The organism is Bacteroidales bacterium, from assembly GCA_021157585.1.
GTDB lineage: Bacteria > Bacteroidota > Bacteroidia > Bacteroidales > UBA12170 > UBA12170.
Genome location: JAGGWH010000104.1, coordinates 39,637 through 55,212, shown reverse-complemented (window position 1 = coordinate 55,212; position 15,576 = coordinate 39,637). Strand labels below are relative to the sequence as shown.

Sequence of the window (15,576 nt, the reverse complement as noted above, 5' to 3'; positions counted from 1 at the left end):
TTAGGACATAAAAAACTTATTGAACGTCTGAAAAATATCGCTAAAAAAAATCTGGGACAAACGGTAATTATTACTTTTAGCCCTTCGCCCGAGGAAGTGCTTTATGCCTCAGAAGGAAAAAATATAAGGTTGTTGAATATTCAACAAGAAAAAGAAGAGCTATTACAAAATTTAGGGATAGACTATTTATTGGTTCTTCCGTTTACCGAATCATTTTCTAGGATTACTTCCGAAAATTTTATTCTTGATTATTTGGTCGATAAGATTCATCTGAAAGAATTAGTTGTAGGTTTCTCTCATAATTTTGGATATGGTAGAGAAGGCGATTTTCTTCAGCTTAACAGCTTAGGGAAAAAGTGTGGTTTTCGTGTAAACGAGATTCCTATGGAGGATATCAGAAAACGAAATATCACGGCAGTAAAAATCAGGAAATTTTTAAAAGACGGCTTAATAAAAGAAGCTAATGAACTTTTGGGATATCCGTATAGCATTAGTGGTAAGGTAATTAAAGGAAATCAAATAGGCAGAACCATAGGCTATCCAACAGCAAATATTGATGTAAAAGACACTTATAAAAACAAGCTTATTCCTAAACAAGGTGTTTATGCTGTCTTAATCCGCTATCAAGAAAATACTTATAGAGGAATGGCAAATATAGGCTATCGTCCTACTCTTAAATTGGAGAAACACGAACTAACTACGGAAGTATACATTTTTAATTTCTCCGGGGAAATTTATGATAAAAAACTAACAATATATTTTGTGGAACGCATACGCGATGAGGTTAAATTTGATAGCTTGGAGAATCTGAAAACTCAGTTGAAAAAAGACGAAAACCGTAGTTTGCAGTTATTGGCAGGTTACTAGAAAAGAGTAATTGTAAAATAGTTTACATCTAAGTCCAACTTATATACTTTTTTTAAAGCTCTAAATTTGGTATTGGTCGGGATGCTGTTTAAAGTTGCATCCCGACTAATAATCTAAAGCTTATCCAATCCTTTATCTAGAATTTCAAAAGTATCAGAAGCAATAACCAACTCTTCGTTTGTAGGAATTACTAAAATTTTAACTTTAGATGAATCTGTAGAAATATCCATAGTTTTACCACGCATTCCGGTATTTTTTGATTTGTCTAACTCAACACCCATAAATTCTAATCCTTGAACAGAATTCTGACGAGTCAGCCAATCATTTTCACCAATACCTCCGGTAAATACTATGGTATCAACACCACCCATTGCAGCTGCGTAAGAGCCAATATATTTTTTAATCCTATACTGATACATTTTTAGAGAACACTGAGCACGTTCATTACCTTCTTCAGCGGCTTTTTCAATGTCGCGCATATCTGAAGAAACACCACTAATACCCAACATTCCGCTATGCTTATTAATTAAAGTGTTGGCAGTAGCAAGATCTATTTTCTCTTTTTTAATAATGTGAAATAATGCTCCAATATCTAAATCCCCACTACGAGTTCCCATAATTAAACCTTCTATGGGAGTCATGCCCATACTGGTATCTATTGATTTCCCTTTCTGAATAGCGGCAATACTAGCTCCATTACCTAAATGACAGGTAATAATATTTAGTTCTGACATTGGTTTATTTAGAAATTCAGCGGCTTTTTTTGATACAAATTTATGGCTGGAGCCATGAAATCCATATCGCCTAACGCCATGTTTCTTGTATAATGAATACGGAATTCCATATAAAAAGCTGTGTTTTGGCATAGTTTGATGAAAAGCAGTATCGAAAACTCCCACTTGAGGAACTTCCGGAAGAAGTTCTGTAATGGCATTGATACCATCTAAATTGGGGGGATTATGCAAAGGTGCTAAATCAATCATTTCTTCTAAAGTATTAGTAACAGATTCGTTGATTCTAACACTTTCTCCATAACGCTCTCCACCATGTACAACGCGGTGACCTACAGCATCAATTTCTTCCAATTCTTTTATGCTTCCATATTTTTCGCTTAGTAAAACGCCTAAAACATATTCTATACCTTGTTTGTGATCAAGAATTTCACCCTCTAATATAGCATGAGCTCCATCTTCTCGTTCATGATCGATTAGAGAACCCTTTAAGCCAATTTTATCAACTAGCCCCTTAGCTATAACTTGTTGACTGGGCATATCAAATAATTGATATTTTATTGATGAACTACCACAGTTTAATACAATAATTTTCATAATTCTTTTTGATTTTTAATTAGCTTAAATGCTTCTTCCCAGATGCAAAATATTGCCTTTTTTCTGTATACGTTTACCGTCTTTATAAAGATAAAATCCTTCTCCAACTCTTCGTCCAAGCATACCGGCACGTACCAAACGTTTAATAAATGGGGATGGTTTAAATCTAATTTCTCCAAACTCTCTATAAAGATTTTCCATCCATTTTAATACTTTATCTAAGCCAATAGTATCAGCCATTTCAAAAGGTCCGTTTAAGAGACCTGTTGAGCTTTTAATAGTTTTATCAATTTGAGCAACATCAGCAACACCTTCTAGTAAAATAGCGCAAGCTTCATTAATCAAAGGCACCATAATTCGAGTATTAATATTTCCGGGTGATTCCTGAACTTCAACCATTTGACGCTCAGTCATTTTTAAAAATTTACTGATACAATTCATAGTCGGGTCATTGGTGCTAACAGTTTTTACTACCTCTACAACTTTAACATGATCTATAGGTAAAATAAAATGCAAACCTATTGCACGTTCTTTATGCTTAAGCACCGAAGAGATTTCGGAAATCATCAGCGTAGCCGTATTTGAAGCTATGGTTGTTTCAGGAGATACAACAGCCTCTATTTTTTGAAACACTTTTTTTCGCTCTTCTAAACTAGTCCCCGGTTTTTTAGAATTGATAGCTTCTATAACAATATTACAACCTTTTAATATTGAATAATCTGCCGATCCGTGAATACGACTCAACATCGCCCTTTTTTCTCCTTCGGTTAGTCCCCATCGATTAATCTTTGCATCTAACTGTTCATTGAGGAGTTTCATTACTTCTTGAACTCTTTCTTCACTAATGTCAACAAAAACGGCTTCAATACCTTTTCGTGCCACTAAACGAACAATTTCTTTTCCGGTACTTCCTGCACCAACAACCCCAATTTTTTGGAGTCCGCCTTGTTTAATCATTTTCTTTCCAAGAGAAAAATCTTCTAATCTTTCTTTCATAGCTTTTATTTTTAAGCCTTTTTACTTGCTGCTTGTAGTGAAGTAATAGCTATCATATTTATTATATCATCAACGGAACAACCACGCGATAAATCGTTAATTGGAGCTGCCATACCTTGTAATACCGGACCTACAGCTTGAGCTCCCGCTAAACGCTCTACTAATTTGTATGCAATATTTCCAACTTCTAAAGTAGGAAATACTAAGACATTAGCATAGCCGGCAATAGTACTATTGGGAGCTTTTTTATTTCCAATAGCCGGGATAATTGCTGCATCAGCTTGTAACTCACCATCAAATTGATATTCGGGAGCCATTTTTTGTGCCAATGCTGTTGCTTCTATAACTTTATCTACCATTTCGTGTTTCGCGCTTCCTTTAGTTGAAAAACTTAATAAGGCAACACGTGGTTGCATATTAGCAATGGCTTTAGTTGTGTGAGCCGTAGAAACTGCTATTTGAGCCAATTCCTCGGCTGTTGGATTAGGATGAACAGCACAATCGGCAAATACCATCATACCATAATCACCAAAATCTTTGTTTTCTAATAGCATGAAAAATGCACCTGAAACGACAGTAATGCCGGGTAAAGTCTTTACTATTTGAAAAGCCGGACGTAAAACATTGCCGGTGGTGTTCATTGCACCTGCAACCTCTCCGTCAGCATCTCCATTTTTAACTAATAAAGTTGCCAAATAAAGAGGGTCTTCAACTAATTTCTCGGCTTGTTCACGACTCTCAATTTTTTTTCCTCTGATTTTCATCAGTAAATCCACGTATTTATCTTTACTTGGGTTATTCTTAGGATCAATAATTTTAGCTTTGTTCAAATTTTTTAAGCCCAAAGTTTTTGCTTGATTCTCAATCTCTTTTGAGTTTCCTAATAAAATTAAATCGGCAATGCCCTCTGTAAGAACAAAATCGGCTGCTTTTAAAGTTCTTTCTTCTGTTCCTTCGGGTAAAACAATGCGCGAATGTGCTTTTATTGCTTGTTCCCGAATTTTTGTTGTAAATGTCATCTTTTATTCTTCTGAAATTATATTATAAATGTCTGTAAAATAACGGCTTACAAAAGCCGTATTACTTTTGCAAAGATATAATAAAATTTCTATTGTTAATTGAGTAGCAAAAGAAATATTTAAAATAAATGGTGCTATATAGTTTTGCTTTTCTAAAAGGGATTATCTAAAGATAAAACCGGCTTTAAAAGGGTCGTTTGTATCGAAAATAAATTCATGTTTTCCCGTAAAAAATGCAGTTCCACTAACTTCCGGAATAATAGCATCATAGATACCGAATTTGGTTTCTTTTACTACTTTAACATTCATAGTAGATCCGACTATACTTTCTATGCTGATATTTTCTTCTATTTTTAGTTCGCTTTTAGCAAAATGTAAAGCTGCACGGGCACTAACTCCTGATCCTGTTGCGCTTCTGTCTACTTCGCCATTGGCAAAAATGCAAATATTCTTAGAGTGATGGTTTTTGTTATCAGCTTTGCCAACAAAAATAGTTCCGTATAAAAAACTAAGGTCTTCTTCAAAAGGATGCTTAATTTCCATTTCATCCATAATTGATAGTTTAATTTTACGTCCCCAATCAATTTGTTTTAAATAATTTGATTTATCTAAACTTAATCCTATCGAATCCGCTTCGACAAAAGCATAAAAAGCACCTCCAAAAGCAATATCAAATGTAAGCTTACCAATACCTTTAACATTAATTTCCTTATTTAAAGCATAAACAAAAGAAGGTACATTTTGAAAACTTATCGTTTCTACTATTCCATTTTTACGTTTAGCAAAGGCTGTAATTTTACCCGGTGGTGCATCAATTACTAATCTTGGATTATCGCCTCTTTTTTCAATCATTCCGGTTTCGAGTACCAATTTACATAATGCCAAAATAGCATGACCACACATTGTTGAATATCCTTCATTATGCAAAAAGAATGTTCCAAAATCAGCATCTGCACTTTGCGGTTCTGTTATTATAGCACCATACATATCGGCATGACCGCGAGGTTCCCACATTAATCCTGTTCTGATATAATCTAAATTCTCTTTAAAATATCTTCGTTTTGCTAAAATACCCTGTCCTTTAATTTCCGGTAAACCATCAATAATTATACGTAAAGGTTCTCCACCTGTGTGCATATCAATAGTTTTAATTATTTGCCATTTGTTTGGAATGTTCCAGTCACTTTTTATGTTCATGCTGTGCTTTTTTTCAAAAATACTTCTTTTTAAAAAAGGAAAGTCATTTGCTTTCTTACTTTTTAGTTATCAAAAGGTGGTGTTAAAAAGCGAATACTTTATCTTTGACGAAAATTTTGTGAATAAATACAAATGAAAAAGGTTGACATCTTTATTTTAAGGACATATATCGGGCCACTTATTATGACCTTTTTTATTGCGTTGTTTATATTGCTAATGCAGTTTCTATGGCTATATATTGATGATTTGGTGGGAAAAGGATTAGATTGGTATGTTCTGATGGAATTACTTTTTTACGCATCATCAACTTTTGTTCCAATGGCATTACCTTTATCTATATTACTTTCCTCGTTAATGACTTTTGGTAACTTAGGAGAAAATTATGAGTTGGTAGCTTTAAAATCTTCCGGAATTTCTTTAAAGCGATTAATGCGACCTTTAATTGTTTTATCGGTTTTAATTAGTATTTCCGCATTTTTATTCTCTGATTTTATATTACCGGTTGCTAATCTGAAATTCCGTTCTCTTCTTTATGATGTGCAGCATCAAAAGTTGGCTTTTAAAATGAAAGAAGGAATTTTTAATCGTGATTTAGGTGAATATGTTTTACGAATAGGATCTCGTGATGATGATGGAGAGGGTATAAATGATGTAATGATTTACGATCATTCGCAAAAGTATGGAAACACTAAACTCACAATTGCGCAGACAGGCATAATGAAACAAACGCCAAATGGAAGTGCTATTTTGTTTACTCTTAATGATGGTGTTAATTATGAGGAAAAAATCGATAAACAAAATTATCGTAAAACCCGTCCATTTCAACGAATGGAGTTTAAGGAAGAACAAATAAGGTTTAAACTTGATAATGGATTAGGAAGAACGGACGAAAATTTATTCAAGTCAAGTTACCATATGATGAATTTGGAACAGCTTAGTATTTCGAAAGATTCATTACAAAAAGAATTAGTTAAAAGAAAAGAAGTTTTTAGCCGTACGCTAAAAAATAGGTTAACACAATATAACAAATTGGATTCTTCAAGGTTGGCACGTAATACTATGGTTATAGATACCCAACAGCTGGCGTACAATAGTTTTTTATTTAAAATGGATATCAAACTCAGAAAAAAAGCTATTGAAAAAGCATTGGAAGCTGCCAGAAATACAAAAGACAATATTAAATATCAGAAAAAAGATTTTAATCATCGAAGGGAACAAATAAGAAAACACACTATAGCTTATCATAAAAAATTCACCCTTTCGTTTGCTTGCTTAATATTGTTTTTTGTTGGTGCACCATTGGGCGCAATTATTCGTAAAGGTGGCTTGGGCTTACCTGTAGTAGTGTCTACATTGTTTTTTGTTCTATATCATATTTTATCTATGATAGGTGAACGCTCGGCTGTAGCCGGAGGTATAAACATATTCTTTGGAATGTGGTTAGCTTCAATGGTATTTCTTCCTTTAGGTATTTTTCTCACATACAAAGCTACTTCGGATGCTCCTTTATTCGATTCGGAAACATATAAAAGGATGTTTAGTAAACTACATAAGCTAATTCCTTTTTTGCACAAAAATTAAAAGAAAAAGCCTTTTTAATCAATTATAGGTATTTAAGTTTTTTGGGAAGGCTCTATTAATATTCTTCAGTATCTTTGCGCTCAGTTTGAAAACATACAGACATAAAGTAAATTTCAAACAAATAATAAGTTTTAGCAAATATGAATCAAAAAATTTATGAATAAAAAAGTTGTATTTATTATAATGGATGGCTGGGGCGAAGGTAAAAAAGATAAAGCCGACGCTATTTTTCAAGCCGACACAAAATATATCAAAAGTTTATATCTTCCGGAAAATGCCGCTCATTCTCACCTTTTAACAGATGGAGAAAATGTAGGCTTACCCGAAGGGCAAATGGGTAATTCTGAAGTTGGACACTTAAATATAGGAGCCGGTAGAGTTGTTTATCAAGATTTGGTAAAAATTAATCATGCTATTCAAGATGGCTCTATCGAAAAAAATAAAGTTATAACAGACGCATTTAAATACGCTAAAAAGAACAATAAAAACGTTCATTTTTTAGGTTTGGTTTCTGATGGAGGAGTTCACTCATCAACTAAACATTTGATGAAACTTACAGATATTGCCAAACAATATGATTTAGAAGATGTTTTTATACATGTTTTAACCGACGGAAGAGACACTGATCCAAGAAGTGGTGCTGCTTATGTTCAGGAATTAGAAGATCATTTAAAAAATTCTACGGGAAAAATTGCATCTGTTTGTGGTCGTTATTATACCATGGATAGAGATAAACGTTGGGAACGTATTAAACTTGGATACGATCTTTTAGTAAATGGAAAAGGTAAAGCGGTTAAGTCTGCGGTTAAAGCAATTAAAGATTCTTATACTGAAGGAAAGACCGATGAGTTTATAGAACCCCAAGTAATAGTTGATGAAAATGGAAATCCTCTAACTAAAATTGCTAATGACGATGTAGTGTTTTGTTTTAATTTTCGCACCGATCGTCTTCGCGAAATAACTACCGTACTTAGTCAGGAAGATATGCCTGATTATGGTATGAAAACCTTGCCTTTATATTATGTTACTCTAACAAAGTACGACGAGAAATTTAAAAATATCCATCTTGCTTTTACCAAAGACGATTTAAAAAATACTTTGGGAGAAGTTATGGAACAGCAAAATAAAAAGCAGGTTCGTATTGCCGAAACAGAGAAATATGCTCATGTAACTTTTTTCTTTAGTGGAGGTAGAGAGAAGGAATTTAAAGGTGAAAAAAGGATTTTAATTCCTTCGCCAAAAGTGGCTACTTACGACTTGCAACCTGCTATGAGCGCTCCGGAAGTTACCGATGCTATTGTTAAAGAATTACAAGCTAATAAACCCGATTTAGTAGTGTTGAATTTTGCCAATTCCGATATGGTTGGACATACAGGAGTTTATTCTGCTATTATTGAAGCTGTGGAGACAGTGGATCGTTCGGTAGAGAGAGTCGCCAAAACAGCTCGCAGTTTAGGCTATTCTGTTTTAATTACTGCCGATCACGGAAATTCGGATAATGCTATTAATACCGATGGAAGTCCAAATACGGCTCATTCTCTAAATCCCGTTCCAATATTTCTTTTAGACGATAATTATAAAGAAATGAAAGATGGTAAATTAGCAGATATTGCACCCACTATTTTAAAAATAATGGAGCTGCCAATTCCAAAAGAGATGGATGGTAATGTTCTGATTTAAAATAATTAGCCTTATTAATTAAGTAGTAGTTACTTCTTGCTTTATTAATTTTATTTCTTTTCCGTTTTTACTGCAATAGGGACAAAATTCCAACTCTTCGGTAAAATTATAGCCGCAACGCGGACAATGATATTGAAACTCAGAATAAGTAATCTTTTTTGAGGAATTGGCAACAACTACTATTCCAATAATAGGAGTAAACAACAGGCTAAAAACAAAGGCTTTTGTAGATCCAATATTTCTATTTTCCCCTAAATAAGCTACTACCATAGTGAGTAGTAAATAAATTATTATCAAATATATCATCCTTGGTTATTGAGTTTCAAATATAATAGCTTTAAGTATAACATACAAACCAGTATAAAAAACACGAAAATAAGCGATTTATCATTTATGATAAAAAACGTATTAAGAAACTCGCCATTTCATGTAAAACTATCTTAAAAAATAGCTTTAGTTAATTTTCAACTAAAAAAGCGGAACTTTAAATATTTAATATTTGGTTGAAAAATAAATGAAAAATAATTGCTTTTTTATGGTAACGTTTTTACAAAATCTGTAAATTAATATGAAAAATCCAGCGAAAGAAGCCTATGGATTAAAATTTAATACTGTAATGAATGGTTTTAAATTTGGAATGGCAGACGTTATAATGAATTCTATAGAGTGACCTTAAGTCATCTTATGTCTTGGATATTGCAATAGTTTGCTTCTAATAGTGAGAGTGCGACTTCAAGTCGCGCCCTCACTTTTATCACTTCTGATAAAAATGCATTTCTGTTAAATAATCCCAAACTTTAGGCGATAGAAAATGCCTTAAATCTTTTCCTTCTTTAATTCCTTTACGAATAAAGCTACTCGATATTTCCATTTGTGGTGCATCAAAAAATTGAATATCGCCTTGAGCAGAAAAATCATCTTTTTTAAATCCCGGACGAGCATAAACATAAAGCGGATAGTAATCTAAAATGCTTTGATAATTTTTCCACTTATGGAAATTACTTAAATTATCGCCACCAACAATCAAACAAAACTGGTGCTGTGGATATTTTTCGTGTAAGTACGTGAGCGTATCAATAGTATAGGAAGGTTGAGGTAATTTAAACTCAATATCCGAAGCGCGAAAGCGATAATCGTCTTCAATAGCCAAACGTACCATTTCCAAACGTTGGTAATCATCAAGCAAGGTTTTCTTTTCTTTTAGCGGATTATGAGGCGAAACTACAAACCAGATTTCTGTTAAATCGCTATATTCAAGCATATAATTGGCAATGGCGGTATGTCCAATATGTATTGGGTTATAACTTCCAAAAAACAAACCTATTTTATGTTGTGCAGTATTCATTTTTCCAAAAAATCCTGAATTTGTTTTTTTGTTTCTTCAATAGCTTTATTTAGATTGTCGTTTATAATTATGGTATCAAACTGAGTAGCAAAACTCATTTCGTAAGCGCTTTTAGCTAATCGCTTTTGAATACTTTCTTCATCGTCTGTGGAGCGATTTCGTAGTCGCTCTTCAATAATTTCAATTGAAGGAGCTTGTACAAAAACAGCGAGGGCATCGTCACCAAAATATTTTTTTAGATTTAAACCGCCAACAACATCAACATCAAAAATTGGGTATTTTCCATTTTCAAAAATCCTTTCAATCTCACTTTTTAAAGTCCCGTAAGAAACGTTTTCATACACTTCTTCCCACTCGACAAACTCATCATTTTCCACCTTTTGTTTAAATTCTTCAGGACTAACAAAATAATAATCTCTGCCGTGAGTTTCTGTTTTTCTACTCGGACGACTTGTTGCGGAAATAGAAAATGAAAAAGGTAAGCCTGCATCTAATAAAGCACGGACTATAGTTGTTTTGCCCGATCCTGATGGAGCCGAAAAAATAAATACTTTACGCTTTTTCATGTGTCTATAATTTAATTTTTAATGGTCACATAGAACATCCATTTTATAGTCATTCCACTGTAAGAACGTATTCTTATGGATGTTTCATTATAAAATATTAGATAGTTGTTCTTTGATTTTTTCCAGTTCATCTTTCATCATTACCACAAGCTTTTGAATATCGGCACTGTTGGCTTTTGATCCAATAGTATTTACTTCGCGTCCAATTTCTTGAGCTATAAAGTTGAGTTTTTTTCCATTGGTACCACCGTCGTTTAGCGTTTCAATAAAATAATCTAAATGACGTGCTAAGCGCACTTTTTCTTCTGTAATATCAAGCTTTTCAATATAATAAATCAGCTCTTGCTCAAAGCGGTTAGTATCAAAAGTCGATTCTTCAGCAAGGCTATATAGGTTCTTCTTAAAGCGAGTTCTTAAAAGCTCAATTCGTGGTTCTTCAAAAGGCACTACCGCCTCAGAGTATTCCCGGATTAATTCAATCCGTTTTGAAAAATCTTTAAGTAAAACATCTCCTTCGCTTATACGAAAAGCATCTAACTTAACTGCGGCTTGTTTTAATCCTATTTCAATTGCCAACCATTCTTCTTCGTCTAAATCTTCCATTGGCGAGCTTAAAACATCAGGCATTTTCAAAAGAGTACTCAATAAATTGGGATCATCCGGTAAGTTAAGCTTGTTTTGTAATTCTTTTACTTGCTTTAAATAGGCGTCGGCAGCAGCTTGATCGACTTTTACACTAGTATCTCCACTTTTGTTTTCGGTAAGCATACTCAGCTCAATTTTCCCTCTTTCTAATATCCCATTAAGTAAAGTTCTAATAATAGGCTCTTTTTCTTTATAAAGAGACGGTATACGGGAAACGAAATCGAAATATTTACTGTTTAGAGCTTTTATTTCTATTACTATACTTTTGTTGGGTAAGCTTACGATTGCTTTTCCGTAACCCGTCATTGATTTAATCATAATTCGATGTTTTTGCAAAGATAAGATTTATAGAAAGATCATATAATAATTAATGAGTTAAGATATTATTGCGGTTGTTAATGGTCTGTAAATGAATACGATAATTTATTATTTTCTTTTTTGCAGCTATAGTTGTATATTTGAAAAGCTATTTAAAACAAAATAACTATGTCGAACCCACTTTCGTTAAACGCTATATTTTCACTAATTATCAAGCATTCTAATCAATTTATTATTTTAAGCAACGAAGAAGGCAAAATCCTTTTTGTTAATGAAATGTTTGAGAAAATTAGTGGTTATTCTTTTCGTGAAGGAGATACCCTCAGAGATATTCCTTTTGAAAAACTTATAAGTAAAGAAGATAAAGAATCTATTTCCTTACTTTATAAAGCAAGCTTATTAGGGAAGAAAAAGAATTTCAGTTTTAATATTAAAAAACAAGATGTAAACGGAAAAGTTATTTGGTATCATTTAACGAATAAAGTAATAAAAACTGAATCGGGGGACTACTATTTTCTCCATTTAGGTGAGGATATCAGTTTACAAAAGATAACAGAAGAAAAGCTTATTAAAGATAAGGCAAAAGCAGAAGAAAACGACAGGCTTAAATCGGCATTCTTAGCTAATATGAGTCACGAAATTCGTACTCCTATGAATACTATTATTGGGTTTACTAAATTACTTGCCGAATCGGAAGATGCAGAAGAAAAAGAGCAATTTGCCGAAATAGTAAAAACAAGTGGAGCTCATTTATTAACTCTTATTAATGATATAATAGATATTTCTAAAATAGAAGCCGGTTTTCAGGATATAAAATTGGTATCCACCAATATTAATGAAATTTTAATAGACCTGCAGAAACTTTATAAACACGATAAACGATTAGTTTCTAAAGCTTTGGATTTAGAGTTAGAACAGGGGTTACCCTATCTTAATGCAGATATTTTAACCGACGAAACACGCCTTCGTCAAGTAGTATCTAACCTTATTGATAATGCGATTAAATTTACAGAAAGTGGTAAAATAACTTTTGGATATAAGCTTATTTCTGAAACTTATAATGATGGAACACCTAAGTTGTTGTTTTTTGTGAATGATATGGGAATAGGTATTTCCAAAGAAGATCAAAAACTGATTTTTGAACGTTTTCATCAGGTAGATGGCAAAGGTAAAAAGATGGGTACAGGTCTAGGTTTGACAATTGTAAAAACCCTTGTAAAAAAATTAGGTGGCGATATTTGGGTAGAATCAGTTTTAGGAAAGGGGAGTAGTTTTTACTTTACCCTTCCTTACCTCCAAAGAAAGCAGGAAAAAGAAGGAGTTACGATAAAAGAAAACAAAAAAATTCCCAATTTTGAGAATAAGGTTATACTGATTGCAGAAGATATCGCATCAAACTACCAATATTTAGAAGCTCTTTTACGTAAAACAAAAGCAGAGCTTATTTGGGTAAAAAACGGTAAAGACGCTGTCAAAGAAGTGCTTACGGAGCGTAAGATTGATTTGATATTGATGGATCTTAGAATGCCGGTTATGAATGGTTATAATGCAACTAAGCAAATAAAACTATTAAATCCAAAACTTCCTGTTTTAGCTGTTACCGCTTATGCTATAGATGGCGATATGGAAAAAGCCTTCGATTTTGGTTGCGATGAGTATATTACAAAACCTATAATAAAAGCCGAGTTATTTCAGAAGATTAAGATGTTTTTAAGCTGAAAATCAATAGTATATATAGTAATAATTGTAAGCTTAGATATACCTACTTACATAGATTTATTATAAATTAGGATTCAACTTAGCTACCCTGCATTTTTGAACTATTTTTGTGTCAATATTTAGGCTTAACCTAAGTATTAAAGCCAAAAACTTAAGTTCTTAAAACATGAAAAATACTTCTTCAAAATGGAGCCGGTTTTTATATACCTGGCTATTGTTAATGGTGGTTTGGTATGCCTTTACTGTTAGTTTTGCAACTGCCGAAATTGTTACGGGACTTATAGTAACGGGAATAATATCTGCATTAAATTTTACTTCTTTTTCCCATTATGGCTTTCGTCTTTTTCATCCCCGTAGAATAATGTATTTGCTTCAATATTCTTGGGTGTTCTTAATTGCTCTTATAAAGGCTAATTTTCAAGTTGCTAAAATTGTAATCAATCCTAAATTACCTGTTAATCCGGGGATAGTTAAATTTAAGTCGAGCTTAAAATCCGATTTTGCCAAAATGGTTTTAGCAAACAGTATTACTCTCACTCCCGGAACGCTTACCGTTGATTTAATTGAAGATGAATTTTATATTCATTGGTTAAAAATGACAACAAAAGATGAAGCAGGTGTTTATGAAGCAATAGCTGCTGATTTCGAGAAAATTTTAATTAAAATATTTGATAAATAGATATGGTATTCGAGGACTATTTTAATTTGGTAATCATTGCAATTATTTCTCTTGGTATTTTGTTGGGATTCGTTAGGTTTTTAAAAGGGCCTACGGCTTCTGATAGAGTGGTTGCTCTTGATACCATTTCCGTTTTAGCAATAGCTGCAATGGTATTTATGTCGCACGTTTTTGGGCGCTTTATTTATGTTGATGTTGCATTAGTATATGCTGTCTTAGGTTTTATTGGCGTTTTAGCATTTGCCCGCTATTTGGAGGGAGGTATTTAATATGGAAAATATTTTTACTTACATAGGCTATTTCTTTGTTAGTATCGGAGCTGTCTTTTTGTTTTTGGGAGCTTTAGGTATTTTTCGTATGCCCGACATCTATACTAGGATCCAAGCCGGAACAAAAGCTTCTACTTTAGGTGCTATGAGCTTAATTTTTGGAGTCGCTTTTTTAGAACCTGATTGGTGGATAAAATTGGTATTAATGATTTTGTTTATTGCCTTTTCTAATCCGCTTAGCTCGCATGCAATTGCTAGAGGAAGCTATAAAGATAAACTTAAACCCATTTCTAAAGAGCATATTGATGCCTACGAAGAAGTGGTAGAAAAAATGGAGGAATCAAAATGAATTGGTTAGTAATTCCTGTTTTTGCTTTAGTTATTTTAACTATAGGATCAGCAATTTATGCGGTAATCTCTAAAAACTTACTTTATGCCGTTGTTGCTACCGGTCTTGTTAGTTTGGGTCTTTCGTTATTCTTTTTTATTCTGCAAGCACCCGATGTTGCACTTACCGAAGCTGCTATTGGAGTGGCTTTAACAACTATCATTTTTATTATTACTATTCGTAATACTACCGATAAGGAAAGATGTTGCGACAAAAAAACATCTTATGTTGAGATGAAGAAAGGAGATGATAAATGATTAAAAGAATTATAGTATTTCTCATTTTAGCTACTATCGGTTATTTTCTTGTAGGTGTTGTTTCTCAAATTCCATTTGGAGAAGATCGTAATAACGTTGGCGATTATTACATTGAAAAAACTCCGTCTGAACTTAAAGTGTCGAATGCGGTTACAGCTATTGTAGTTAACTATCGGGGTTTTGATACTTTGGGCGAAGTAACAGTATTATTTTTGGCTGCTACCGGCTTGTCAAGTATTATGTATCGTCGTCGTCGAAAAGGCGAAAAACAAATACGCGCCAAATTACCTTCAAGTCGCATTGTTCAGATAGGAAGCCAAATATTATTTCCTTTAATTGTTCTTTTGGGAGCTTATGTTTTTATTCACGGACACCTTTCACCAGGTGGAGGATTTCAAGGAGGAGCAATAATAGCAACGGCTACCTTGTTAATGTTAATTTCATATAGAAAATTTAAAGTTAATCATAATGTCATTAGCTGGATAGAATCTATAGCAGGAGTTGTTTTTGCTACTGTTGGTTTTGTAGGACTTATTCTTGGTATGACTTTTCTTGAAAACTTTTTGCCTACCGGCGAATTAAACGATTTATTGAGTGGAGGTATCATCGGAATTATTTATGTAGCTGTTGGATTTAAAGTAGCTTCAGAACTTGCTGGTGTTATCGATACCGTATTGTTAAACAATCGGCCTGAGGCCAAAAATGAAAATTAAGACGCTAAA

17 protein-coding genes are annotated in these 15,576 nt (G+C 33.2%); 9 read left to right on the top strand and 8 right to left on the bottom strand.

What is annotated here, in order from left to right:
* Window positions 1-867 (top strand): bifunctional riboflavin kinase/FAD synthetase (locus J7K39_07455; GenBank protein MCD6179724.1); only part of this gene is annotated, 867 nt, incomplete at its 5' end.
* 113 nt (window positions 868-980) lie between these two features.
* Here J7K39_07455 and J7K39_07450 read toward each other — a convergent pair.
* The 4 genes from J7K39_07450 to J7K39_07435 all read right to left on the bottom strand — a co-directional run bounded on the left by J7K39_07450 (window position 981) and on the right by J7K39_07435 (window position 5,407).
* Window positions 981-2,195, bottom strand: coding sequence for an acetate kinase (locus J7K39_07450; protein ID MCD6179723.1), 1,215 nt, complete (start codon window positions 2,193-2,195; stop codon window positions 981-983).
* A 24-nt stretch (window positions 2,196-2,219) separates the two neighbouring features.
* Window positions 2,220-3,191: a 3-hydroxyacyl-CoA dehydrogenase family protein gene (locus tag J7K39_07445; protein MCD6179722.1), complete on the bottom strand. Its 972-nt coding sequence runs from the start codon at window positions 3,189-3,191 to the stop codon at window positions 2,220-2,222.
* 11 nt (window positions 3,192-3,202) lie between these two features.
* The gene (pta, locus tag J7K39_07440; protein ID MCD6179721.1) at window positions 3,203-4,210 is read right to left on the bottom strand and encodes a phosphate acetyltransferase; all 1,008 of its coding nucleotides are present in this window, start codon (window positions 4,208-4,210) and stop codon (window positions 3,203-3,205) included.
* A 162-nt stretch (window positions 4,211-4,372) separates the two neighbouring features.
* Window positions 4,373-5,407, bottom strand: a complete 1,035-nt coding sequence (locus tag J7K39_07435) for a proline racemase family protein (GenBank protein MCD6179720.1) — start codon at window positions 5,405-5,407, stop codon at window positions 4,373-4,375.
* Between the two features lie 132 nt (window positions 5,408-5,539).
* Here J7K39_07435 and J7K39_07430 point away from each other — a divergent pair, with 132 nt between their 5' ends.
* Window positions 5,540-6,988 carry an LptF/LptG family permease gene (locus J7K39_07430; GenBank protein MCD6179719.1) on the top strand — a complete coding sequence of 483 codons (1,449 nt, stop codon included), beginning with the start codon at window positions 5,540-5,542 and terminating at the stop codon, window positions 6,986-6,988.
* Window positions 6,989-7,144: 156 nt separating this feature from the next.
* The gene (locus tag J7K39_07425) at window positions 7,145-8,668 is read left to right on the top strand and encodes a 2,3-bisphosphoglycerate-independent phosphoglycerate mutase (protein ID MCD6179718.1); all 1,524 of its coding nucleotides are present in this window, start codon (window positions 7,145-7,147) and stop codon (window positions 8,666-8,668) included.
* 18 nt (window positions 8,669-8,686) lie between these two features.
* Here J7K39_07425 and J7K39_07420 read toward each other — a convergent pair whose 3' ends face one another.
* From J7K39_07420 to J7K39_07405, 4 genes are all read right to left on the bottom strand, one after another.
* Window positions 8,687-8,974, bottom strand: coding sequence for a hypothetical protein (locus tag J7K39_07420; protein ID MCD6179717.1), 288 nt, complete (start codon window positions 8,972-8,974; stop codon window positions 8,687-8,689).
* Between the two features lie 448 nt (window positions 8,975-9,422).
* The gene (locus J7K39_07415; GenBank protein ID MCD6179716.1) at window positions 9,423-10,013 is read right to left on the bottom strand and encodes a nicotinate-nucleotide adenylyltransferase; all 591 of its coding nucleotides are present in this window, start codon (window positions 10,011-10,013) and stop codon (window positions 9,423-9,425) included.
* Complete coding sequence (gene gmk, locus J7K39_07410; protein ID MCD6179715.1) at window positions 10,010-10,579, bottom strand: guanylate kinase; 570 nt, start codon at window positions 10,577-10,579, stop codon at window positions 10,010-10,012. The genes J7K39_07415 and gmk overlap by 4 nt, the downstream gene beginning before the upstream one ends.
* Window positions 10,580-10,666: 87 nt before the next feature.
* A complete protein-coding gene (locus J7K39_07405) occupies window positions 10,667-11,542 on the bottom strand; it encodes a YicC family protein (protein MCD6179714.1) in 876 nt (291 codons plus the stop codon).
* 168 nt (window positions 11,543-11,710) lie between these two features.
* Between J7K39_07405 and J7K39_07400 the strand changes: the two genes are divergently transcribed.
* From J7K39_07400 to J7K39_07375, 6 genes are all read left to right on the top strand, one after another.
* Complete coding sequence (locus J7K39_07400; GenBank protein MCD6179713.1) at window positions 11,711-13,261, top strand: response regulator; 1,551 nt, start codon at window positions 11,711-11,713, stop codon at window positions 13,259-13,261.
* A 166-nt stretch (window positions 13,262-13,427) separates the two neighbouring features.
* A complete protein-coding gene (locus tag J7K39_07395; GenBank protein ID MCD6179712.1) occupies window positions 13,428-13,940 on the top strand; it encodes a Na+/H+ antiporter subunit E in 513 nt (170 codons plus the stop codon).
* Window positions 13,941-13,942: 2 nt separating this feature from the next.
* Window positions 13,943-14,209: a hypothetical protein gene (locus tag J7K39_07390; protein MCD6179711.1), complete on the top strand. Its 267-nt coding sequence runs from the start codon at window positions 13,943-13,945 to the stop codon at window positions 14,207-14,209.
* A 1-nt stretch (window position 14,210) separates the two neighbouring features.
* Window positions 14,211-14,558, top strand: coding sequence for a Na+/H+ antiporter subunit G (locus tag J7K39_07385; GenBank protein MCD6179710.1), 348 nt, complete (start codon window positions 14,211-14,213; stop codon window positions 14,556-14,558).
* Entirely contained in the window at window positions 14,555-14,854 is a 300-nt protein-coding gene (locus J7K39_07380) for a DUF4040 domain-containing protein (GenBank protein MCD6179709.1), read from the top strand. The genes J7K39_07385 and J7K39_07380 overlap by 4 nt, the downstream gene beginning before the upstream one ends.
* On the top strand, window positions 14,851-15,567 hold the full coding sequence (locus tag J7K39_07375) for a Na(+)/H(+) antiporter subunit B (GenBank protein MCD6179708.1): 717 nt from the start codon (window positions 14,851-14,853) through the stop codon (window positions 15,565-15,567). Before J7K39_07380 ends, J7K39_07375 begins: the two co-directional genes overlap by 4 nt.
* Window positions 15,568-15,576 lie beyond the last annotated feature (9 nt).